Source organism: Pseudomonas fluorescens group sp. PF-69 (genome assembly GCF_054481235.1).
Genome location: NZ_JBTMNC010000001.1, coordinates 3,056,568 through 3,079,078 on the forward strand (window position 1 = coordinate 3,056,568; position 22,511 = coordinate 3,079,078).

The 22,511-nt window shown below is 59.5% G+C and carries 16 protein-coding genes; 11 read left to right on the forward strand and 5 right to left on the reverse strand.

All coding sequences use genetic code 11. The annotated features are described in order from the left end of the window. Nucleotides 1-5: 5 nt before the first annotated feature. The 4 genes from ACX3YF_RS14220 to ACX3YF_RS14235 all read right to left on the reverse strand — a co-directional run bounded on the left by ACX3YF_RS14220 (nucleotide 6) and on the right by ACX3YF_RS14235 (nucleotide 3,563). Complete coding sequence (locus ACX3YF_RS14220) at nucleotides 6-539, reverse strand: BRO-N domain-containing protein (RefSeq protein ID WP_130211497.1); 534 nt, start codon at nucleotides 537-539, stop codon at nucleotides 6-8. A 395-nt stretch (nucleotides 540-934) separates the two neighbouring features. Next, nucleotides 935-2,182: a ribonucleotide-diphosphate reductase subunit beta gene (locus ACX3YF_RS14225; protein ID WP_090324615.1), complete on the reverse strand. Its 1,248-nt coding sequence runs from the start codon at nucleotides 2,180-2,182 to the stop codon at nucleotides 935-937. A gap of 515 nt (nucleotides 2,183-2,697) precedes the next feature. Further along, on the reverse strand, nucleotides 2,698-3,108 hold the full coding sequence (locus ACX3YF_RS14230; RefSeq protein ID WP_458973857.1) for a heme utilization protein: 411 nt from the start codon (nucleotides 3,106-3,108) through the stop codon (nucleotides 2,698-2,700). 191 nt (nucleotides 3,109-3,299) lie between these two features. Beyond that, nucleotides 3,300-3,563, reverse strand: a complete 264-nt coding sequence (locus ACX3YF_RS14235; RefSeq protein ID WP_130211499.1) for a DUF2790 domain-containing protein — start codon at nucleotides 3,561-3,563, stop codon at nucleotides 3,300-3,302. A gap of 476 nt (nucleotides 3,564-4,039) precedes the next feature. Between ACX3YF_RS14235 and acs the strand changes: the two genes are divergently transcribed. From acs to argR, 7 genes are all read left to right on the forward strand, one after another. Then, entirely contained in the window at nucleotides 4,040-5,995 is a 1,956-nt protein-coding gene (acs, locus tag ACX3YF_RS14240; protein WP_458973858.1) for an acetate--CoA ligase, read from the forward strand. Nucleotides 5,996-6,695: 700 nt separating this feature from the next. Beyond that, the gene (locus ACX3YF_RS14245) at nucleotides 6,696-7,472 is read left to right on the forward strand and encodes an ABC transporter substrate-binding protein (RefSeq protein ID WP_196586929.1); all 777 of its coding nucleotides are present in this window, start codon (nucleotides 6,696-6,698) and stop codon (nucleotides 7,470-7,472) included. 92 nt (nucleotides 7,473-7,564) lie between these two features. Next, the gene (locus ACX3YF_RS14250; RefSeq protein WP_047532379.1) at nucleotides 7,565-8,254 is read left to right on the forward strand and encodes an ABC transporter permease; all 690 of its coding nucleotides are present in this window, start codon (nucleotides 7,565-7,567) and stop codon (nucleotides 8,252-8,254) included. Then, nucleotides 8,251-8,949, forward strand: a complete 699-nt coding sequence (locus ACX3YF_RS14255; RefSeq protein ID WP_103405943.1) for an ABC transporter permease — start codon at nucleotides 8,251-8,253, stop codon at nucleotides 8,947-8,949. The genes ACX3YF_RS14250 and ACX3YF_RS14255 overlap by 4 nt, the downstream gene beginning before the upstream one ends. Before the next feature lies 1 nt (nucleotide 8,950). Beyond that, on the forward strand, nucleotides 8,951-10,063 hold the full coding sequence (locus tag ACX3YF_RS14260; protein WP_458944440.1) for a M14 family metallopeptidase: 1,113 nt from the start codon (nucleotides 8,951-8,953) through the stop codon (nucleotides 10,061-10,063). 27 nt (nucleotides 10,064-10,090) lie between these two features. Beyond that, entirely contained in the window at nucleotides 10,091-10,855 is a 765-nt protein-coding gene (locus tag ACX3YF_RS14265) for an ABC transporter ATP-binding protein (RefSeq protein WP_007971015.1), read from the forward strand. A 184-nt stretch (nucleotides 10,856-11,039) separates the two neighbouring features. Further along, on the forward strand, nucleotides 11,040-12,020 hold the full coding sequence (gene argR / locus ACX3YF_RS14270) for a transcriptional regulator ArgR (RefSeq protein WP_047532376.1): 981 nt from the start codon (nucleotides 11,040-11,042) through the stop codon (nucleotides 12,018-12,020). A gap of 16 nt (nucleotides 12,021-12,036) precedes the next feature. On the opposite strand, the gene ACX3YF_RS14275 is transcribed toward argR, so the two are convergent. Next, entirely contained in the window at nucleotides 12,037-17,061 is a 5,025-nt protein-coding gene (locus ACX3YF_RS14275) for a dermonecrotic toxin domain-containing protein (RefSeq protein ID WP_458973859.1), read from the reverse strand. A gap of 312 nt (nucleotides 17,062-17,373) precedes the next feature. Here ACX3YF_RS14275 and ACX3YF_RS14280 point away from each other — a divergent pair, with 312 nt between their 5' ends. The 4 genes from ACX3YF_RS14280 to astD all read left to right on the forward strand — a co-directional run bounded on the left by ACX3YF_RS14280 (nucleotide 17,374) and on the right by astD (nucleotide 22,373). Continuing rightward, on the forward strand, nucleotides 17,374-18,594 hold the full coding sequence (locus ACX3YF_RS14280) for an aspartate aminotransferase family protein (RefSeq protein WP_130211414.1): 1,221 nt from the start codon (nucleotides 17,374-17,376) through the stop codon (nucleotides 18,592-18,594). A gap of 194 nt (nucleotides 18,595-18,788) precedes the next feature. Further along, on the forward strand, nucleotides 18,789-19,808 hold the full coding sequence (gene aruF / locus ACX3YF_RS14285) for an arginine/ornithine succinyltransferase subunit alpha (RefSeq protein ID WP_025112905.1): 1,020 nt from the start codon (nucleotides 18,789-18,791) through the stop codon (nucleotides 19,806-19,808). Nucleotides 19,809-19,881: 73 nt separating this feature from the next. After that, nucleotides 19,882-20,907 (forward strand): arginine N-succinyltransferase, encoded by a 1,026-nt coding sequence (astA, locus tag ACX3YF_RS14290; RefSeq protein ID WP_090324582.1) that lies wholly within the window; start codon nucleotides 19,882-19,884, stop codon nucleotides 20,905-20,907. Further along, entirely contained in the window at nucleotides 20,904-22,373 is a 1,470-nt protein-coding gene (astD, locus tag ACX3YF_RS14295; RefSeq protein WP_288098889.1) for a succinylglutamate-semialdehyde dehydrogenase, read from the forward strand. Before astA ends, astD begins: the two co-directional genes overlap by 4 nt. Nucleotides 22,374-22,511 lie beyond the last annotated feature (138 nt).

Here is a 22,511-nt window from a genome sequence, read left to right on the forward strand (position 1 = left end):
GTCACCTAACTCATCGAATGCTTCGATGACTGAAACACCTGAGTTACCTTCCGCCACCAAGGCTTAGCCATCGGTACGCGCCGCTGCGTTTGATCGTTTAACAGATACGGCATGTCCCGAAGTCGAATCCAACCTTCATTCTGCCAATGCAGCAGACTCAACGACATTTCCGGCCAATCCAACAAGCTCAACATCGGCCGATCCGAGTTTTCAGATTGCTCCGCATCGCGCAAAGCCGGCACCACCTGGTGGGTCAACCACTCACGCAACAATCGATTCCCCGGAACGTAGTGATACACCAACAGCGCATAGACACCGGACTCGCTGAGCATCAGCTGCTTTTCTGGTTGCCGAAAATACTCAATCCACACAACACGACGCTGATCTTTGTCTAGTTTGCTGACCATACGATCACTCAGATGGACACCCATCAAGCGGCCGATATCGCGAGTGCAGAACCATGGTTGATTTTCAAGGAGGAGGGCGTGGAGGTGGAGGTTGTGGCGGATGAAGATCGTCGGCCTATAAGGATCGCGCATGACCGATCGGTGTGGAGTTTCTGTAGGCATATCCCTTACCTCTACGTTGAAGTTGAAGAGGGCCAGAGCCCGACGTAGAGGATCTAAGAAATCCCAACAAGCCGTTCTCCCGCACACAGAGACGCGCATAAATAGCTGATATCAGCATGCGTTCTATGAGGAGGTTGGCTTCTACGTTGGGCGTTTCTTAGGCACCTGCGACAAAGCTTAGAGACGCTTTGAACAGCAATCAATTCAGAAGGCGCTGGAAGTCCTGTGGGAGGTTTAGCAGCTACTAGGAGTATGAGTAAGAGTTTTCCTACTCCAAAAAAAGCCCCGTTCTGATCGATGATCAGAACGGGGCTTTAATTTTCGATTTGCCGATTTAAATCTTCAAATCACGGCAACCTGAGGGGTTAATCCCAGCTCAACGCCCCACCAGTCTGATACTCAATCACTCTCGTCTCAAAGAAATTCTTCTCTTTCTTCAAGTCCATGATCTCGCTCATCCATGGGAACGGGTTAGTGGTGCCTGGGTACTCTTCCTTCAGACCAATCTGCGACAGACGACGGTTGGCGATGAACTTGAGGTAGTCCTCCATCATCGCGGCGTTCATGCCCAGCACGCCGCGAGGCATGGTGTCGCGGGCGTATTCGATTTCCAGTTGAGTGCCTTGCAGGATCATCTGGGTCGCTTCTTCCTTCATTTCGGCATCCCACAGGTGTGGGTTTTCGATTTTGATCTGGTTGATCACGTCGATGCCGAAGTTCAGGTGCATGGATTCGTCGCGCAGGATGTATTGGAACTGCTCGGCGACGCCGGTCATTTTGTTGCGACGGCCCATGGAGAGGATCTGGGTGAAGCCGCAGTAGAAGAAGATGCCTTCCAGAACGCAGTAGTAGGCGATCAGGTTGCGCAGCAGTTCCTTGTCGGTTTCGACGGTGCCGGTTTCGAACTTCGGATCGGAGATCGAACGGGTGTATTTCAGGCCCCAGGTGGCTTTTTTCGCGACCGACGGGATCTCGTGGTACATGTTGAAGATTTCGCCTTCATCCATGGCCAGCGATTCGATGCAGTACTGGTAGGCGTGGGTGTGGATCGCTTCTTCGAACGCCTGGCGCAGGATGTACTGGCGGCATTCCGGGTTGGTGATCAGGCGGTATACGGCCAGGACCAGGTTGTTGGCGACCAGGGAGTCGGCGGTGGAGAAGAAGCCGAGGTTGCGCATCACGATGCGGCGCTCGTCGTCGGTCAGGCCTTCCGGGTTTTTCCAGAGGGCGATGTCGGCGGTCATGTTGACTTCTTGCGGCATCCAGTGGTTTGCGCAGCCGTCCAGGTACTTCTGCCAGGCCCAGTCGTACTTGAAGGGCACGAGTTGGTTGAGGTCGGCGCGGCAGTTGATCATGCGTTTTTCGTCAACGGCGACACGGGCGGAGGCGCCTTCGAGTTCGGCCAGACCTTCGGCGACGTCGAGGGCGTCCAGGGCAGCCTTGGCGCGGGCGACGGCGGCGGAGTCAGTGGCGGTGACGGCACGGGCTTCCAGGGCGGCGGCACCGCCAGCGCTGTCGAGACGGTCCATATTGGCTTCGGTGGCGTGGCCAGCGTTGGCGCTCTTGACCGCTACTTCCGTGTCTTCTTTATCGAATTCGTCCCAGCTCAGCATGACGTGTCGTCTCCTGCGTGAGGGCCAGATTGCCCGTGTGAAATTGATAGGTTGGTCTTTCACACGGCCGTACTGGCCGCGATGGATCTTAAGGAATCGTTTTTTGCAGCAGCTAAGGCAGGCAATAAAACAGAATTTTGTACGGGGTTCCGAGAGCCACTGATGGGCGCAGAAAGCATCGAACGCTTCTGCGGGGCTTCAGACTGGCTTTTCATCCCTGTAAGGGAATATTGCAGGCCCGTTTAAGGCCGCATTATAGGGAAGTTTTCGGTGCCGTGGTGCGGCGAAATGGCTCACGGATCGGTCGACAGGGACGGTTTTTCGGTCGGAGCGAGGGTTTACAGGGCTTTGGCCGGTGCAGATTTTTTTTCGTAAATTTTTGCCCTGGGTCATTTTTGCTCAAGAAATAACCAGAAAAGGCTTTTTTCACTACATCTTGTGTTTCGAAGGGGGTTTCTCAGGCTCCAGACACAACTAAGCCCGACCGAAGTCGGGCTGGGAACGACCTTCAGTGATCACCTGAAAGTGGCCGACTCGGTGCGCTCATAACCATCTGCAGCGACAGTCGCCGAACCGGTGCGATCGTAGCCGTCGGCAGCCACTGCCGAGCCAGTGTGATCGTAGCCATCAGCGGCAACGGTGGCAGACCCGGTGTGATCGTAGCCGTCAGCAGCAACGGTGGCAGAACCGGTGCGATCGTAGCCGTCGGCAGCAACGGTGGCCGAACCGGTGCGATCGTAGCCGTCAGCAGCAACGGTGGCAGAACCGGTGCGATCGTAGCCGTCAGCAGCAACGGTGGCAGAACCGGTGCGATCGTAACCATCAGCGGCAAAGGTGGCCGAGCCGGTGCGGTCATAGCCGTCGGCGGCGAAGGTGTTGGCAGCCAGTACCGAGAGGGTCAGGGCGAGGATCAGTTTGCTTTTCATGGGGGTGACTCCAAATGGGGTGGCGTTATGTGCCTTGGGTATGGAACACATGCTACATCTGATAAATTGATCTAAATTCGCTAAAAAATGCTTAAAGAAATCGTATTTATAGATGTATCAGGTTCGGCGCTTCATCTGCCTGCAACGTCGGGCGGCTGGGTCGAACCTTGGGGAGACGAGGGGCGGATGTATCAGCCGCTGGAGCAGCCGTTACCCATCACGCTGTAGCGCAGGATATGACGTTGACCCTTGGAGTCGTCATATTCCATTTTCATCGGGACAACTTCGCAAACATTGGGAACTTCGCTCATGGATATAACTTTGGCGATGTCCAGGTGCATCGAGTAAGTGTAATCCTCTACTACGGGTTGTTGTTGCGCGACATCAGCCGGGACCTCGTCTGCCATGGCGGTAGCGCACAGACTGCTGAGGGCCAGAACCAATAAAGCTTTCATTTAAATTTTACCTTTCATAGGTCGAGTGGGGTCACGCAACCTTTTTGGGGTTGCGTGTGGAGCCGAACAACTTAGTTTTTGGGTTAACTGCCTTCGTGGGGGCTGTAACGTGGTTAACTCAATTTGCCGGGTTGGCGATGCAGATTTTAGGGGGGAGGGGTTTATTCATATAGCCATGCTTTTGATAAACACCTTTGACAGATTTCGTAACAATCCCATGTAGGGAGAACTTGCTCGCGGTGAATCGTGGGGCGCTGCGGGGTGTCAGGTTTGGCGCGTTATTTTGCAGGAGCATCGCGAGCAAGCTCGCTTCTACAAGGGGCGGCGTGATATCGGAACATTCGTTCCAGCCTTGTTTTGCGCTTGCCGGGGCATTTTGTATGGGCTTGTTACTACCATCGTCGAATGGTTCTATAGGGCCGGCCCGGCTACAACGGGGTCATACAAAAACAACTATATTCCCCGAGGTAAGAAAGATGAGTGTGGCTTCCCTGTATCCCGTTCGTCCCGAGGTTCTGGCCAACACGCTGACCGACGAGGCGACCTACAAGGCCATGTACCAGCAGTCAGTCGTCAACCCGGACGGCTTCTGGCGCGAGCAAGCCAAGCGTCTCGACTGGATCAAGCCTTTCACCACGGTAAAACAGACGTCCTTCGACGATCACCATGTCGACATCAAGTGGTTCGCCGACGGCACCCTGAACGTCTCCTACAACTGCCTCGACCGTCATCTGGCCGAGCGCGGCGATCAAGTCGCAATCATCTGGGAAGGCGATGACCCTTCCGAAAGCCGCAACATCACCTACCGCGAACTGCACGAGCAAGTCTGCAAATTCGCCAACGCCCTGCGCGGCCAGGATGTACACCGCGGCGACGTGGTGACGATCTACATGCCGATGATCCCCGAAGCCGTGGTCGCCATGCTGGCCTGTGCCCGGATCGGTGCGATTCACTCGGTGGTGTTCGGTGGTTTCTCGCCGGAAGCCCTGGCGGGCCGCATCATCGACTGCAAGTCGAAGGTGGTGATCACTGCCGACGAAGGCATTCGTGCCGGCAAGAAGATCCCGCTCAAGGCCAACGTCGACGACGCGTTGACCAACCCGGAAACCAGCAGCATCCAGAAAGTCATCGTGTGCCAGCGCACCGGTGGCGACATCAAGTGGAACCAGCATCGCGACATCTGGTACGAAGATTTGATGAAAGTGGCGGGCACCGTGTGCGCGCCGAAGGAAATGGGCGCCGAAGAAGCGCTGTTCATCCTCTACACCTCCGGCTCCACCGGCAAACCGAAGGGCGTGCAGCACACCACCGGCGGCTACCTGTTGTACGCGGCCATGACCCACGAGCGCGTGTTCGACTACCGCCCGGGTGAGGTCTACTGGTGCACCGCCGACGTCGGTTGGGTCACCGGTCACTCCTATATTGTCTATGGCCCGCTGGCCAACGGCGCGACCACGCTGCTGTTCGAAGGCGTGCCGAATTACCCGGACATCACCCGGGTGGCGAAGATCGTCGACAAGCACAAGGTCAACATCCTCTACACCGCACCGACCGCCATTCGCGCCATGATGGCTTCGGGCACCGCTGCCGTCGAAGGTGCTGACGGCAGCAGCCTGCGCCTGCTCGGTTCGGTGGGCGAGCCGATCAACCCGGAAGCCTGGGAGTGGTACTACAAGAATGTCGGCAAGTCCCGTTGCCCGATCGTCGATACCTGGTGGCAGACCGAAACCGGCGGCAACATGATGAGCCCGCTGCCGGGCGCACATGCCCTCAAGCCGGGTTCGGCGGCACGTCCGTTCTTCGGCGTGGTACCGGCGCTGGTGGACAACCTGGGCAACATCATCGAAGGCGAGGCCGAGGGCAATCTGGTGATTCTCGATTCGTGGCCAGGCCAGGCACGCACGCTGTACGGCGACCACGACCGTTTCGTCGACACTTACTTCAAGACCTTCCGTGGCATGTACTTCACCGGTGACGGCGCCCGCCGTGACGCCGACGGTTACTACTGGATCACCGGTCGCGTCGACGACGTGCTCAACGTGTCCGGCCACCGCATGGGCACCGCCGAGATCGAAAGCGCGATGGTCGCTCACCCGAAAGTCGCCGAAGCGGCGGTGGTCGGTGTGCCGCATGACATCAAGGGGCAGGGCATTTATGTCTACGTCACCCTGAAAAACGGCGAGGAGCCGAACGAGCAACTGCGCCTGGAACTGAAAAACTGGGTGCGCAAGGAGATCGGTCCGATCGCCTCGCCGGATGTCATCCAGTGGGCGCCAGGCCTGCCGAAAACCCGTTCGGGCAAGATCATGCGCCGGATTCTGCGCAAGATCGCGACCGGCGAATACGATGGCTTGGGGGATATCTCCACTCTGGCCGATCCGAGCGTGGTGCAGCATTTGATTGATACGCACAAGACCATGAATGTTGCGTAAGTAGCGTTCGGCGTCATCCAAAGCCCCGCCAGGTGTTGAGTCTGGCGGGGCTTTTTCATGTCGGGTGATTGTGTGGTGGCTGTGCGGGCCTCTTCGCGGGCAAGCCCGCTCCCAGAGGTTTTTGTAGTGTGGCGTAACTCGTAGGCACTCCATTGATCCTTGTGGGAGCGAGCCTGCTCGCGAAGGCGGCCTGTCAGTCGCCCCTTATGCAACAGCCAATAATTATCGGTTTCCCCTGTAGGCTGTTTCCCGCTGTTACCCTTGATCCTTCAAGTTACTAAATGTGTAACCGCCCGCGCCGATACGGGGCATAGGGAAACGCCAGGCCCCGGATAGGGGCATTCAAAACGCCCCTCAAAAATAAGAACCAACGCTGCGCTTGCCGGATTAGAAGGCTTTGCTAATAATAGGCCCGCAATTTGCAATGTATATCGGTTCACTGTCTTTTGCTCTTGCATGATTTTGCAGGGCTGTCAACGTGCCAAACCGGCTTTCTCAGTGCTTCTGTAACTAGTTGTCGCATTGAAGAAATATCGGCTTCGGGCCTGTCGTTAGAATGCCGATCACTCGCTCGTCGTTGCTCGTGTTGAAAATTCGCACGTGCACTGTAGGACGCAGCAAAACTATCCGGTTCCACTCATTCGCATATTGGGCTGTCGCTCACTCTGCCGTTTTAGCCCTTTACCGATGGAGTCCCAAGATGAAGAAACTCGTGCTGCTTGGCGCCCTGGCACTGTCCGTGCTGTCCCTGCCAACCTTCGCCGATGAAAAGCCTCTGAAAATTGGTATCGAAGCGGCTTACCCTCCGTTCGCTTCCAAGGCCCCGGACGGCAGCATCGTTGGTTTCGACTACGACATCGGCAACGCCCTGTGCGAAGAGATGAAGGTCAAGTGCGTATGGGTCGAGCAAGAGTTCGACGGTCTGATCCCGGCACTCAAAGTGCGCAAGATCGACGCGATTCTGTCGTCCATGTCGATCACTGAAGATCGCAAGAAGTCCGTGGACTTCACCAACAAGTACTACAACACCCCGGCCCGCCTGGTCATGAAGGAAGGCACTCAGGTCAGCGAAGGCCTGGCCGAGCTCAAGGGCAAGAACATCGGCGTGCAACGTGGTTCGATCCACGAGCGTTTCGCCCGCGAAGTCCTGGCCCCGCTGGGTGCCGAGATCAAGCCTTACGGTTCGCAGAACGAAATTTACCTCGACGTGGCCGCCGGCCGCCTCGACGGCACCGTGGCAGACGCTACCCTGTTGAATGACGGGTTCCTGAAGACCGATGCCGGCAAAGGCTTCGCGTTCGTCGGCCCTGCGTTCACCGACGTCAAATACTTCGGCGACGGCGTAGGCATCGCGGTTCGCAAGGGCGACAAGGCTGAGCTGGACAAGCTCAACGCCGCCATCGCCGCCATTCGTGAGAACGGCAAGTACAAGCAAATCCAGGACAAGTACTTCGATTTCGACATTTACGGCAAGTAAGTACGTCGCAACGAAAAGTCCGAAATGGCGCAAGCAACAGGATCTCTGAGGTTTGCGCCATTTTTTCATCCCAACTCTCGAGGACCTGAATCATGTTGAAAGGCTACGGGGCTGTCATCCTCGATGGCGCTTGGCTGACGCTTCAGCTCGCCTTGTCGTCCATGGCTCTGGCCATCGTTCTGGGCCTGATCGGCGTGGCACTGCGCCTTTCGCCGGTGCGCTGGCTGGCCTGGCTGGGCGACCTGTATTCCACCGTGATCCGCGGCATTCCCGATCTGGTGTTGATCCTGCTGATTTTCTACGGGGGGCAGGACCTGCTGAACCGCGTCGCACCGCTGCTCGGCTTTGACGAGTACATCGACCTGAACCCGTTGGCCGCCGGTATCGGCACCCTGGGCTTCATCTTCGGTGCGTACCTGTCGGAGACCTTCCGTGGCGCGTTCATGGCGATCCCCAAAGGTCAGGCCGAAGCCGGCATGGCGTATGGCATGAGCAGTTTCCAGGTGTTCTTCCGTGTGCTGGTGCCGCAGATGATCCGTCTGGCGATTCCGGGCTTCACCAACAACTGGCTGGTACTGACCAAGGCGACCGCACTGATTTCGGTGGTGGGCCTGCAAGACATGATGTTCAAGGCCAAGCAGGCGGCAGACGCCACCCGTGAGCCTTTCACCTTCTTCCTCGCAGTGGCGGCGATGTACCTGGTGATCACCAGTGTCTCGTTGCTGGCATTGCGTCACCTTGAGAAGCGCTACTCGGTAGGCGTAAGGGCGGCTGATCTATGATCTTCGACTACAACGTCATTTGGGAGGCCTTGCCGCTGTACTTCGGCGGCCTGGTGACCACCCTCAAACTGCTCGCACTGTCACTGTTCTTCGGCCTGCTGTGTGCATTGCCGCTGGGCTTGATGCGCGTCTCGAAAAACGCTGTCGTCAACATGACGGCCTGGCTCTACACCTACGTGATCCGCGGCACGCCGATGCTGGTGCAACTGTTCCTGATCTACTACGGTCTGGCGCAGTTCGAAACCGTACGGGAAAGCTTCCTCTGGCCTTGGCTGTCGAGCGCGACCTTCTGCGCGTGCCTGGCGTTCGCCATCAACACCAGTGCGTACACCGCCGAAATCATCGCCGGCAGCCTGCGCGCCACGCCGAACGGTGAGATCGAGGCGGCCAAGGCCATGGGCATGTCGCGCTTCAAGATGTACAAGCGCATCCTGCTGCCATCGGCCCTGCGCCGGGCCCTGCCGCAGTACAGCAACGAAGTGATCATGATGCTGCAGACCACCAGTCTGGCGTCCATCGTGACCCTGATCGACATCACCGGTGCCGCGCGCACGGTCAACGCTCAGTTCTACTTGCCGTTCGAGGCGTACATCACCGCTGGCGTGTTCTACCTGTGCCTGACCTTCATCCTGGTGAAGCTGTTCAAACTGGCCGAGCGCCGCTGGCTGGGCTATCTGGCCCCGCGGAAGCACTGATATGGAACGCATTGATCATCTATTGCCGTGGAGCCATCTGGGCAGCGAACGCCGGATTTCGGTGTTCCGCTTCGGCACCGGCGAGCGCAAGGCTTACATCCAGGCCAGCCTGCACGCCGATGAGCTACCGGGTATGCGCACGGCTTGGGCGCTGAAAAAGCGCCTGGCCGAACTGGAAGCCCAAGGCTTGTTGAACGGCGTGATCGAGCTGGTGCCGGTGGCCAATCCACTGGGCCTCGGTCAACTGCTGCAAGGCAATCATCAAGGGCGTTTCGAGGCGGGCAGCGGCAAGAACTTCAATCGCGATTTCGTCGAGCTCAGCGCGCCAGTGGCCGCCGAAGTCGCCGGGCACCTGGGTGATGACCCGCACGCCAACATCCGTTTGATTCGCCAGGCCATGAGCGATGCGCTGGCCGCATTGCCACCGGCCAGCAGCCAGTTGCAGGGCATGCAGCGCATTTTGCTCAGCCATGCCTGCACCGCCGATGTGGTGCTGGATCTGCATTGCGACGCCGAAGCGGCGCTGCACATGTATGCCTTGCCGCAGCATTGGCCGCAGTGGCGTTCACTGGCCGCGCACTTGAATGTGAAAGTCGGTCTGCTGGCGGAAGATTCCGGCGGCAGTTCCTTTGACGAGGCCTGTTCGCTGCCGTGGTTGCGTTTGTCGCGCCTGTTCCCGGATGCGCAGATTCCGTTGGCGTGCCTGGCGACCACCCTTGAACTGGGTGGTCAGGCCGACACCGGTCGCGCTGAATCCGAGGCTCACGCCGAAGGCATTCTGGCGTTCCTCGCCGAGCAGGGATTGATCAGCGGCGAGTGGCCGAAACCTGCGCAGGACGCGTGCGAAGGCATGCCCTTCGAAGGCACTGAATTGCTGTTTGCGCCGCACCCCGGTGTGGTGAGTTTCCTGCGCAAGCCCGGTGAATGGGTGGACGCCGGAGACGAAATTTTTGAAGTGATCGATCCGCTGGCGGATCGGGTCAGCACGGTGTGTGCTGGTACGTCCGGGGTGCTGTTTGCCATTGAGCGGCTGCGTTACGCCCAACCCGGTTTCTGGCTGGCCAAGGTGGCGGGGCGCGAAGCGCTGCGTCACGGGCGCTTGCTCAACGACTGACTGACTGTTTTTGTGAGAACCGACCGCATGTACAAACTTGAAGTCCAAGACCTGCATAAACGCTATGGCAGTCACGAAGTGCTCAAGGGCGTGTCCCTGAAGGCGGCGGCGGGTGATGTGATCAGCATCATCGGCTCCAGTGGCTCCGGCAAAAGTACCTTCCTGCGTTGCATCAACCTGCTGGAGCAGCCGCACGCGGGCAAGATCTTGCTCAACAACGAAGAACTGAAACTGGTGGCGAACAAGGACGGCGCACTCAAGGCTGCCGACCCGAAACAGCTGCAACGCATGCGTTCGCGCCTGTCGATGGTGTTCCAGCATTTCAACCTGTGGTCACACATGACAGCGCTGGAAAACATCATGGAAGCGCCGGTGCATGTACTGGGCGTGTCCAAGGCCGAAGCGCGGGAAAAAGCCGAGCACTACTTGAACAAAGTGGGTGTGGCTCACCGTAAGGATGCTTACCCGGGTCATATGTCCGGCGGCGAACAGCAGCGCGTGGCGATTGCCCGCGCGTTGGCGATGGAGCCGGAAGTGATGCTGTTCGACGAACCGACCTCGGCCCTCGACCCGGAGTTGGTCGGCGACGTGCTGAAGGTGATGCAGGCCCTGGCCCAGGAAGGCCGGACCATGGTGGTGGTGACTCATGAAATGGGCTTTGCCCGTGAAGTGTCGAACCAGTTGGTGTTCCTGCACAAAGGTGTCGTCGAAGAAAGCGGCAACCCGCGCGAAGTGCTGGTGAATCCGCAATCCGAACGCCTGCAGCAATTCCTGTCGGGTAGCCTGAAGTAATCAGGGCTGCCGTTGTGCACCGCGATAGTGCATGCTTCGCAACCTAGAGATCGATCCCTGATCCCTGTGGGACCTGGCTTGCCAGCTCCCACAGGGGACGATGCTGGTTTTGAGATTTGCGTTCATTTACGGGCTAGCATTGGCCCATGCCTTCATCACCGTTCTTCGTTTCGGATTGCCCGCCATGACTGCCCATCGAATTGGTTTCCTTGTTTGGCCCAGCACTAAAGCACTGACGCTTGCGCTGGCTGAGGAGGCCTTGCGTGTTGCCCAGCGTGTGCATCCGGAGGTGGTTTACGAATTGTCGTTCCTGCAGGCCGAGCCACCGGCCGAAGGTGCCTGGCAATTGCCCGGCGAGGCGTGGACCGGCAAGCTCGAAAACTTTCAGAAACTGTTCCTGCTGGCAGATGAGCCACCGACCAGCCTTGCCCCGGCGCTCAGCAGTGCGCTGAAGCAGCTGGTGCGTGCTGGTTGCGTGATCGGCGGTCTGTCGGCCGGTGTCTACCCGTTGGCGCAACTCGGTTTGCTCGATGGTTATCGCGCGGCCGTGCATTGGCGCTGGCAGGACGATTTCGCTGAACGCTTCCCGAAAGTCATCGCGACCAGCCATCTGTTCGACTGGGATCGTGATCGCCTGACCGCGTGCGGTGGCCTGTCGGTACTCGACTTGCTGCTGGCGGTGCTGGCCCGCGATCACGGCGCCGAGCTGGCCGGTGCGGTCTCTGAAGAACTGGTGGTCGAACGTATCCGTGAGGGGGGTGAGCGCCAGCGCATTCCGTTGCAGAACCGTCTCGGCTCCAGCCATCCAAAGCTCACCCAGGCGGTGTTGCTGATGGAAGCCAATATCGAAGAGCCGTTGACCACCGACGAAATCGCCCAACATGTGTGCGTGTCCCGTCGGCAGCTGGAGCGGATTTTCAAGCAGTACCTCAACCGTGTGCCGAGCCAGTACTACCTGGAATTGCGCCTGAACAAGGCCCGGCAGATGTTGATGCAAACCAGCAAGTCGATCATTCAGATCGGCCTGTCTTGCGGCTTTTCCTCGGGGCCGCATTTCTCCAGCGCCTACCGCAACTTCTTCGGCGCCACGCCGCGGGAAGATCGCAACCAGCGGCGCAGCAGCAGCCCGTTCGAGTTGTCCTCGGTGCCGTCGGAGCGCGGTTGATCCGCGCCTGACAGGGTTACTCGTCCGGGTCTGATTCTCCGGAAGACGACACCTGCAGCTCAGCCCGCTCGATGACTTCCTCGACCCCGAAGTCGACGTTGGTCAACTTGAAATACTCAATCAGGATTTTCAGACTGGCTTCGTTGAGCGGATTGCCGTGCAGATCGATGCTTTCGGCAGCCTCCATCGGCAGTTCGAGAATATCGGTGGGTATCCGGGTGATCTCGTTACTGCTCAGATTCGCGATGTCCAGACTCTTGAGTTGCAACAGGCCGGCAGGCAGTTCGGTGAGCCGGCAGTTGTCCAGTTGCAGGGTGGCCAGATCGGTCATCTGAGTGACATCCGGTGCGAGTCCCAGCGGGTTGTTACTCAAGTCCAGGAAGTCCAGTTGAGTCATCTCGGACAGGTTCAGGACGCTCTGTGCCGTCAGGGCGATGTGGCAGTCCGGGAGGTTCAACGAGGTCAGTTCGCCCATGCGGAAAATCGCGTCCGGGATATTGCCCAGGTGAAAGTCGCGGATGCTCAGGGTCTTGAGTTTCGGGAAACCTTCCAGGAACCGGCTAACGCCCATGGGCATTCCGCTTTCGCTATTGAGATAAACCATCGTGACATGGCTGAAGTCTGCACTCAGTGCTGGCAAGTCGCCGCTAATGTGGGTGTCCAGGCTCAAGTCGTAGCTCGGTTGCAGCAAGTCGCTCATGTCTTCGGCCCCCGTTTCCCGACGCCAGCATCGCAGCACGAGCTGTTTGAATTCGTCTCGGGCCCAATGCTCGTTCAGCAGTTGTTGCGCGTTGAACGGTTGTTGGGTGACGGGATGGAGAGCGGGAATGTCGGCGGTCCAGGCAGCCAGCTCGGTTTCCAGGGTGGCAAGTTCGGCTTCCAGGCGACTCAGTTCGGCTCGCCCCTCGTCCAGTGTTCCAGGCAGCGAATTCACGAATTTGCTCGCTTCTTCCTGGTCCATCATCGGATAAAGCGCTTGCGCACGTCTCAGGTCCGCCGCCTCGGCAAAGATACCGAAGTCCTGACGTGTGGCCAGGTAGTGTTGCTTGAGGCGTTCGCGGGTTGTGGACGACAGTGGGTTGTTGCCCAGGTCGAATCCTTCCTGACTGTCGGGTGGCAGTGAGAAAAGGGCTGTCGGCAATTCTTCGATCCGGTTGTTGTTGAGCAGTGCAGTGAGCAGGCGCGGGCGGGTTAGCAAGTCCTTGGGCAGCTCGGGGATGCCGGTGTGTGAGAGGTCGATGTAATTCAGGTTGGGCATGCCACCGACGTCCGGTACCAGGCCCAGCGGATTGTTATACATATCCAGTGTGGTCAATTGAAACTGCCCGGCGAGCGTGGCGTGGGCCTCGGGGCTGAGGCGGATCGCGCAATCGCTGAGAACCAGTTCCTCAAGTTGTAGCTGCACGACAACATCCGGAAGGTGACCCAGGTTGAAGTAGCGCAGTTTCAGGGCGCGCAATCCGGTAAAACTGCTCAAGAAAGCTTGCATTCCCCGTGTGGCGCCACAGCCATCCAGTGTTAGCGTTTGGACACGGCTGAAGTCGGCGTTCAGGGCTGGCAGCTCGCCAATAATCGGTTGGAAGAAATTGAAGTCGGTCGTGGCGAATCCGGTCTGTGCAGGGACCCATTGCCGCCGCCAGCACTCCATCAGTTCGATCACGAAATGCCTTCGAGCGTGCATCTGGGTGGAGAGTTGTTCAGGTGTGAGCCTGGTTTGGGTATCAGGCAGGAACGGCGGAATATCGCTGCACCAGGGTGACAGGGTGTCGTAGAGCCCTGAATGTTCAACCATGAGTCGATTCAGTTCTGCCCGTGGCCCTGCCGGGTGTTGTTGCAGGCGCTCGACAAACGCATCGAGTTCCTCGGCCGACAGTTGCGGGAACAACGACTGGACGCGGGCTTGCAGGGTGGGCGTACGGGTGGGAAGGTGCCGATAACCATCGACGCCGCCCAACAGTCGCATGACCTTCGGGTCGTAGGCAGGCTTGAGATTGACCTGCCGGCCCAGCAGTGTGCGCAAGGCCTCGCGGCTCAGTGGGTGTTGGCGAATCAACTGTTTGAGCCGGGCCTCGTCGCCAATCCGGACGTTCAGCGCCATGCGCTCGCTGTCGGGCAATGCCTGCAGCAAGCTGTTAAAAAACGTGGTCGAACCGCTGAGTTCTTCTCCATCCTGATCAAACGGCTGATAGGCGCCGTCCTCGCCGAGCACCAGTATTTTGCGCAGGTCGGCGTCAGCGCTGCCAAGGCTGTCGATCAGGCGCCCGTCAGGGCTGTAGTGGCGTATTTCCAGGCGCAGTTGTCCGCTCCAGCCTGGCAGGTTTTCCAGTGAGTGCAGAACCAGGCAATCGGTGTCGATGTTGTCCTCGGTCGACGGCAACTCAAGGCCTTCGTAGGCGCGTGTCACCCGTACCTGCAACCTGGCCTCCTGGCTCAGTTCCGCCAGCCTGGGGGGAATCTTGCCGCTCTTGAGTTGTTGCAGCTCCAGGTCGTTGGCCGTTGCGGCAATCGCGTCTGCGATGGTGGTCGGCAATCCGGGTTCGGCATCGATGAGGATTTGTGCCATGGAGTGAGCGCCCCGTTCGAGTTCGCGGTAGCGCTGTTCGAACAGGCTCTGTCGCTTGCGTTGGGCGAGTTGGGCCAGTTTCTGGCGCAGGCTGCGCGTGCGACTTTCGAGGCGAGGGGAGGGCAGGCCGAATTCCTCGCCCATCAAGGTTCTCGCTTCTTCGTCCGACAGGGCGAGCAGGAAGGTTTTGAGCAGATCGCCGTCGTTGAGTTGCGTGACATCGATGCGCAGGCGCGGCACATCCGGCGCGGGACTTTGCCAAAGTGTGCGCGCCTCGCCATCCGTCAGTTGCAGCCCTTTGGTATTCGGCCAGTAGCCGTTGGCGTTGAGCAATTCGAGCTGGGTGACGGGGTCGGCCTTCAGGTACAGCTCCGGCCGGTCGCTGCCGATTTGCTCGATAAAGGTTTGTATGTCCTGGTCGATCGTGAAGCGCTTGAGCGTGTCGGCCAGAAGCGGCGGCAGCGACCCTGCATGGGTGTGCATCTTGCGCAGGACGTTTTCGTGGGTGCCGCTGATGGTTAGCATGCCTTCGCGTTCGCGCTCGGAAAAACGCTGCATGTCCGGTCCGATACGTCGAAGCAAGGTGGCCTGGTCCCAGCTCAGAGGTTGGTCGACCTCGGTTTGCCAGGAGCCGGCCCTGTTGTGTTTGAGCGTGGGTTTGTAGGCCTCAGGTCGGGTCGGATGGTCGATGCGATGTTCGCCCGACAAAGGATTCTCGCTGACGGCGTAGCGTTTGTTCTCCAGGGGTAAGAGGGTTTTGCCCTGATGACGGTGCAGTCCGAGTGCATCAGGTTTTGATTCGTCGGGAAGCTCGGCGGGATGCTCGTACGCGGTGAGGTCGGGTTGCCAGTAACGGGTTTCGCCGTTCGGTCGCTTAACCGAGTTGAAGCGGTCGAAGAACTGCACGATGTCCCCGGGCAGCGCCGCACGCAGTTCTCCCGCTGCAATCGCGCCACCCACCGCAAATGTACCCAGCTGTACGGCGGACTCCACGACGCCCATCAGGTGCCCGAACGCCTCGCGACCCTGGCCCTGCGCCCAGTCGACGACGCTTTCGAAGGTTTCGTCGAGCAACTGGTAGGCCATGTAAGCGAGCATCAACTCACCAAGGAACGGCACGAACGGCAGGGCAATGAAGGCAGCGACATTCAACAGTGCCGAAGCGATTTCGGTGAAGGAGTCCCAAAGGGCCCAGCGGGCTTTCTGGTCGACCGTTGCAGTGGATACCGCGATGACCCGGGCATCGTTGAGAATCTTGTTGAGTTTGGACTGATACTGGTGGGTCCAAAGTTCGCCTTTGATCGGCATTGAAGCGATGCGCAGATCGACCCGCTGGTTGGGTTGCTCGCGCCAGGTCGGGCGCGGATCCCCCGGCTGAACCGGTTGCCAGGTAATGGGGGCCAGTTGGCTGTTCAATTGGGCGAAGAAGTGGCCGCGATCCTCGTGGTCGATGAAGCGGCTGAAGAATTGTTGATAGGCGGGCACGCGCAGGCGTTTGCTCAGTTCTTCGGCAAAGGCGGCGGACGATGCGTATTCCTTGATCGGATGTTCGGGGTCGTCAGGGATGTAGGCCACGACCCTGGCCACTTCGCGTGCGCTTTCAAGGTCCGGGGCAAATAACAGAACACCAGTCAGGCGCGCGTTCATGATGGTCAACTCATGACAGCCCCATGGCTGGCCGCGCAAGCGCAGATAAGGCAGGTCGTCCAGCAGGCCAAGAATCAGCCGGTGGGTATCACTGGTCAGCCGTTGTTGCATCAGCGCCATGTGCAGGGCGGCGATGAGCGCGGTTTTCTGGCTGTCATGGATTTTCGGTTGCAGCAGTGCCGCCGCCACCGGGTTGCTGATACCCAGATTGTCCTCCAGGTACTCTTTATAGCGCTGGCCGATATCCAGCTCCCGGCACAGGCGGGTGAACGCCGTGATGGGCATTTTTTCCGCAATCTGCGGCAAGGTCCCGAATCGCCCGTCGGCGGAGGGGGGCGTGATGAAAGTCGAGGCGGGTTCGAAGGCGTCAGTTTCGGTTTCGGCGCTTTCGAAGTTGTGCAGCGCTGCATCCAGCAGCGACACCGTCCAGATGCGCGCGGCCCCTGACTTCAACCGCAGCCAGGGAAGGTGGGTGGGGATGTAAAGACGCAAGCAGGTTTGGCGCACGTCCAGCTCCAGGCCGAAATCGCGCTTGAGCGCCGCCTTCAGCAGCGGCTCGGCGAAATCAGCGGGGCTTTGCAGATTGGCCATCATCTGATCGACCCGATTCTGGCTGGTCACATGACGGGCGATGAGTTTGCTCAGCTCCGCGTGCTGATGTGGCGGGGCGTCCTTGAGACTGGCCGGCAATCCCGGGGTGATATTGCTCAGTGCTTCACGCCGCTGGGGCGTTGCCTGGCGCAGCCAGGACGGGATGACGTTGATCAGGTGCTGAAAGTGGGCGTCCGGCCTGAAAACATCGGTCGCCTGGGGGGCAGGTTGGGTCGTCATGGGGTCGAGTGGGCCATCGAAGTTTGAGAAGGCCCTAAGGAAACCGCGCGAAGGCGGACGACGTGCGGTACATATTTACCTCACTCGCCCAATCCGTATCGGTTACAACGGAGCAAGCCTGCCGCAAACGCTCGCCGCCAGTTAAACTGCGCCTTTGCGACCCTATATGTCGCATTGCCGTAAACCCGGGAAAATCCGGGGTTTGCGCTATAAGAAGTTGTCGCTTGGCGGCAAGGCCGGGCTGAAAACTGTCCTTACAATCCCCCCATCGCTCGCCAGTTTCAGGCGAGTGTTCGTCTTCAGGAGACTCCGATGTCCGTTGAGCACGCTGCGGTACAACGCGCCGATTTCGACCAGGTAATGGTTCCCAACTACGCGCCTGCCGCTTTCATTCCAGTGCGTGGCGCCGGTTCCCGCGTATGGGACCAGTCCGGCCGCGAGTTGATCGACTTCGCCGGCGGGATTGCGGTAAACGTATTGGGCCATGCGCATCCGGCGCTGGTCGGTGCGTTGACCGAGCAAGCCAACAAGCTGTGGCATGTGTCCAACGTGTTCACCAATGAGCCGGCCTTGCGCCTGGCCCATAAGCTGATCGATGCCACTTTTGCCGAGCGCGTGTTCTTCTGCAACTCCGGTGCTGAAGCCAACGAGGCTGCCTTCAAGCTGGCCCGTCGCGTCGCGTTCGATCGCTTCGGCAGCGAAAAATACGAAATCATTGCCGCGCTGAACAGCTTCCACGGTCGTACTCTGTTCACCGTGAACGTGGGTGGCCAGTCGAAGTACTCCGACGGCTTCGGTCCAAAAATCACCGGTATCACTCACGTCCCTTACAACGATCTGGCCGCTTTGAAAGCCGCCGTTTCCGACAAGACCTGTGCCGTGGTACTGGAGCCGATCCAGGGTGAGGGCGGCGTACTGCCGGCCGAACTGGCCTACCTGCAAGGCGCCCGCGAGTTGTGCACCGAGCACAACGCGCTGCTGGTGTTCGACGAAGTGCAAACCGGCATGGGCCGCAGCGGCAAGCTGTTCGCGTATCAACACTACGGCGTGACCCCGGACATCCTGACCAGCGCCAAGAGCCTGGGCGGCGGTTTCCCGATCGCGGCGATGTTGACCACCGAAGACCTGGCCAAACACCTGGTCGTTGGCACCCACGGCACCACCTACGGCGGCAACCCGCTGGCATGCGCCGTCGCGGAAGCCGTGATCGACGTGATCAACACCCCTGAAGTGCTGAACGGCGTCAATGCCAAGCACGACAAGTTCAAGGCCCGCCTGGAACAAATCGGCGAGAAATACGGCCTGTTCACCCAGGTGCGTGGCCTGGGCCTGCTGATCGGTTGCGTACTGAGCGATGCCTGGAAAGGCAAGGCCAAGGACATCTTCAACGCCGCTGAAAAAGAAGGCCTGATGATTCTGCAAGCCGGCCCGGACGTGATTCGTTTTGCCCCGAGCCTGGTGATTGACGACGCCGATATCGATGCCGGCCTGGATCGCTTCGAGCGCGCCGCAGCTAAGCTGACACAAGCCTGATAGACCTTTCGACGCCTGTCCATTCAGGCGTCGAACCCAATTCTGATGCCGGACCCGCTTTCCTGTCGGAGCGAGTCTGCTCGCGAGGGTGTGTCAGTCGACATCATTGTTACTGATCCAGCCTCACGAGCAGGCCCGCTCCTACAAGGGGCCGGCTTATTTTCCTCAAAGAGTTTTTAAAAAGGAGTGACACCATGCTGGTGATGCGCCCCGCGCAAATGGCTGATCTGGGCGAGGTACAGCGTCTGGCTGCGGACAGCCCTATTGGTGTCACTTCCCTGCCGGATGACGTTGAACGCCTGAGCGACAAGATCGCGGCAAGCGAAGCCTCATTCGCCGCCGAAGTCAGCTTCAACGGTGAAGAGAGCTATTTCTTCGTCCTCGAAGACACCGCGACCGGCAAACTGGTCGGTTGCTCGGCAATCGTCGCCTCGGCCGGCTATTCCGAGCCGTTCTACAGTTTCCGCAATGAAACCTTCGTGCATGCTTCCCGTGAGCTGAAGATTCATAACAAGATTCATGTGCTTTCTCAGTGCCACGACCTGACCGGCAACAGCTTGCTGACCAGTTTCTACGTACAGCGCGAGCTGGTGGGGTCGCCTTGGGCGGAGCTCAATTCCCGTGGTCGCCTGCTGTTCGTGGCCAGCCATCCGGAGCGCTTTGCCGATTCCGTGGTGACCGAGATCGTCGGCTACAGCGATGAAAATGGCGATTCGCCGTTCTGGGACGCCATCGGTCGCAACTTCTTCGACCTCAACTACGCCGAAGCCGAGCGTCTGTGCGGCCTGAAGAGCCGGACGTTCCTTGCCGAACTGATGCCGCATTACCCGATCTATGTGCCGTTGCTGCCGGATTCGGCACAAGAAGCGATGGGGCAGGTACACCCGCGGGCGCAGATCACTTTCGACATCCTGATGCGCGAAGGCTTCGAGACCGATCACTACATCGACATTTTCGACGGCGGCCCGACCTTGCACGCCCGTGTCTCGGGGATCCGTTCGATTGCCCAGAGCCGTGTGGTGCCGGTGAAAATCGGTGAGCCGGTCAAAGGCGCCGGTCGTCAGTACCTGGTGGCCAACGCCCAGTTGCAGGATTACCGCGCGGTATTGCTCGAGCTTGATTACGCGCCGGGCAAACCCGTCACCCTGGATCTGGAAGCAGCCGAAGCCCTGGGCGTCGGTGAAGGTGCCAGCGTGCGCCTGGTGGCGGTTTAACGCCTGCTTCAATGAATGCTTAGAAAGCAGCGAGTTTCGCGGGTGGCGCAAGCGACCCGATTGAGGAGATAGCATGATCGTTCGTCCCGTACGCAGCAGCGATTTACCCGCTCTGATCGACCTGGCCCGCAGCACCGGCACCGGCCTGACCACCTTGCCAGCCAACGAAGAGCGCCTGGCCCATCGGGTCGGCTGGGCCGAGAAGACTTTCCGTGGCGAAGCCGGGCGGGGCGATGCGGACTACCTGTTCGTACTCGAAGACGACGACGGCCGCGTGGTGGGCATTTCCGCCATCGCCGGTGCCGTAGGCCTGCGTGAGCCTTGGTACAACTTCCGCGTGGGGCTGACGGTCAGTGCCTCGCAGGAACTGAAAATCTATCGCGAAATCCCGACGCTGTTCCTGGCCAACGACCTGACCGGTAACTCGGAACTGTGCTCGTTGTTCCTGCACGCCGACTACCGCAGTGGCCTCAACGGCCGCATGCTGTCCAAGGCGCGGATGCTGTTCATCGCCGAATTCCCGCACCTGTTCGGCAACAAGATCATCGCCGAGATGCGCGGCGTGTCCGATGAAGCCGGGCGTTCGCCATTCTGGGAAAGCCTGGGCCGGCACTTCTTCAAAATGGAATTCAGCCAGGCCGATTACCTGACCGGCGTTGGCAACAAGGCGTTCATCGCCGAACTGATGCCGAAATTCCCGCTGTACACCTGCTTCCTCTCTCCGGAGGCACGCAACGTGATCGGTCAGGTTCATCCCGACACTGAGCCGGCGCTGGCGATGCTCAAGAGCGAAGGTTTCAGCTATCAAGGCTACGTCGATATCTTCGACGCCGGCCCGGCCATCGAGTGCGAAACCGGCAAGATCCGTGCGGTGCGCGACAGCCAGGCCCTGGTGCTGGCCATCGGCACGCCGGGTGACGACGCCACGCCATTCATTATTCACAACCGCAAGCGCGAAGACTGCCGGATCACTGCCGCACCCGCACGCTTCGCCGCCGGTACGCTGGTGGTCGATCCGCTGACCGCCAAACGTCTTCAACTCAACGCCGGCGATCAAGTGCGCGCCGTTCCGTTGTCCGCTGCTCGGGAGTCGAAATAATGAAGTCGCTTTACATTGCAGGTGAATGGCTGGCCGGTCAGGGCGAAACCTTCGAGTCGCTGAACCCGGTGACCCAGCAGGTGGTTTGGTCCGGCGAAGGCGCTACCGCTGCCCAAGTTGAATCGGCCGTACAAGCGGCGCGCCAGGCGTTCCCGGCCTGGGCTCGCCGCACGCTGGAAGAACGCATCTCGGTGCTGGAGGCTTTCGCCGCGGCATTGAAGAACAACGCTGACGAACTGGCCCGCACCATCGGTGAAGAAACCGGCAAACCCCTCTGGGAAGCGGCGACCGAAGTCACCAGCATGGTCAACAAGATTGCGATCTCGGTGCAGAGTTACCGTGAACGTACCGGCGAGAAGAGCGGCCCGCTGGGCGACGCCACCGCCGTACTGCGTCACAAGCCACATGGCGTGGTCGCCGTGTTCGGTCCCTACAATTTCCCTGGTCACCTGCCCAACGGCCACATCGTGCCGGCGTTGCTGGCCGGTAACACCGTGCTGTTCAAACCGAGCGAGCTGACGCCGAAAGTCGCCGAGTTGACGGTCAAGTGCTGGATCGAAGCCGGCTTGCCAGCCGGCGTGTTGAACCTGCTGCAAGGCGCTCGCGAAACCGGTATCGCCCTGGCGGCGAACCCTGGCATCGACGGTCTGTTCTTCACCGGTTCCAGCCGTACCGGCAATCATCTGCACCAGCAGTTCGCCGGTCGTCCGGACAAGATCCTCGCGCTGGAAATGGGTGGCAACAACCCGCTGGTGGTCGATCAGGTCGCCGATCTCGATGCCGCTGTGTACACCATCATCCAGTCGGCATTCATTTCTGCCGGTCAGCGTTGCACCTGCGCCCGCCGCCTGCTGGTGCCGCAAGGCGCCTGGGGCGACACCCTGCTGGCGCGTCTGGTGGCGGTCAGCTCGACTCTTTCAGTCGGGGCCTTCGATCAGCAACCGGCACCGTTCATGGGCTCGGTGATTTCCCTCGGCGCCGCTAAAGCGCTGATGGACGCACAGGCGCATTTGCTGGCTAACGGCGCGGTGTCGTTGCTGGAGATGACTCAGCCTCAGGCGCAATCCGCATTGCTGACCCCTGGCATTCTGGATGTGACCGCCGTGGCGGATCGCCCGGACGAAGAGTTGTTCGGCCCGCTGCTGCAAGTGATCCGCTACGCTGATTTCGAGTCGGCGATTGCTGAGGCCAACGACACGGCCTACGGTCTGGCTGCGGGTCTGTTGTCGGACTCCGAAGCGCGTTACCAGCAATTCTGGCTGGAGAGCCGTGCCGGTATCGTCAACTGGAACAAGCAGTTGACCGGTGCTGCCAGCAGCGCGCCATTCGGCGGCGTTGGCGCCTCGGGCAACCATCGCGCCAGCGCCTACTACGCGGCGGATTACTGCGCGTATCCGGTGGCCTCGCTGGAAACCCCGAGCCTGGCCTTGCCGTCGGCCCTGACCCCCGGCGTGAAAATGGCCTGACGCCCTTTCGCGAGCAAGCTCGCTCCCACAGGTTCAGTGGTGTTCATACAATTTGTGTACGACGCAATCACTGTGGGAGCGAGCTTGCTCGCGATGGCCGCGACTCGGTCTAAAAGAATAGTTACTGAAGCCTATAAC

What these genes read in the sequence shown, in the direction of transcription:
- ACX3YF_RS14235 (WP_130211499.1), bottom strand. Translation starts at nt 3,563, where the DNA reads ATGAAAGCTTTATTGGTTCTGGCCCTCAGCAGTCTGTGCGCTACCGCC.
- argR (WP_047532376.1), top strand. Translation starts at nt 11,040, where the DNA reads ATGACTGCCCATCGAATTGGTTTCCTTGTTTGGCCCAGCACTAAAGCA.
- ACX3YF_RS14260 (WP_458944440.1), top strand. Translation starts at nt 8,951, where the DNA reads ATGGAACGCATTGATCATCTATTGCCGTGGAGCCATCTGGGCAGCGAA.
- astA (WP_090324582.1), top strand. Translation starts at nt 19,882, where the DNA reads ATGATCGTTCGTCCCGTACGCAGCAGCGATTTACCCGCTCTGATCGAC.
- ACX3YF_RS14250 (WP_047532379.1), top strand. Translation starts at nt 7,565, where the DNA reads ATGTTGAAAGGCTACGGGGCTGTCATCCTCGATGGCGCTTGGCTGACG.
- ACX3YF_RS14255 (WP_103405943.1), top strand. Translation starts at nt 8,251, where the DNA reads ATGATCTTCGACTACAACGTCATTTGGGAGGCCTTGCCGCTGTACTTC.
- ACX3YF_RS14275 (WP_458973859.1), bottom strand. Translation starts at nt 17,061, where the DNA reads ATGACGACCCAACCTGCCCCCCAGGCGACCGATGTTTTCAGGCCGGAC.
- ACX3YF_RS14225 (WP_090324615.1), bottom strand. Translation starts at nt 2,182, where the DNA reads ATGCTGAGCTGGGACGAATTCGATAAAGAAGACACGGAAGTAGCGGTC.
- ACX3YF_RS14280 (WP_130211414.1), top strand. Translation starts at nt 17,374, where the DNA reads ATGTCCGTTGAGCACGCTGCGGTACAACGCGCCGATTTCGACCAGGTA.
- acs (WP_458973858.1), top strand. Translation starts at nt 4,040, where the DNA reads ATGAGTGTGGCTTCCCTGTATCCCGTTCGTCCCGAGGTTCTGGCCAAC.
- ACX3YF_RS14245 (WP_196586929.1), top strand. Translation starts at nt 6,696, where the DNA reads ATGAAGAAACTCGTGCTGCTTGGCGCCCTGGCACTGTCCGTGCTGTCC.
- ACX3YF_RS14265 (WP_007971015.1), top strand. Translation starts at nt 10,091, where the DNA reads ATGTACAAACTTGAAGTCCAAGACCTGCATAAACGCTATGGCAGTCAC.
- ACX3YF_RS14220 (WP_130211497.1), bottom strand. Translation starts at nt 539, where the DNA reads ATGCGCGATCCTTATAGGCCGACGATCTTCATCCGCCACAACCTCCAC.
- aruF (WP_025112905.1), top strand. Translation starts at nt 18,789, where the DNA reads ATGCTGGTGATGCGCCCCGCGCAAATGGCTGATCTGGGCGAGGTACAG.
- ACX3YF_RS14230 (WP_458973857.1), bottom strand. Translation starts at nt 3,108, where the DNA reads ATGAAAAGCAAACTGATCCTCGCCCTGACCCTCTCGGTACTGGCTGCC.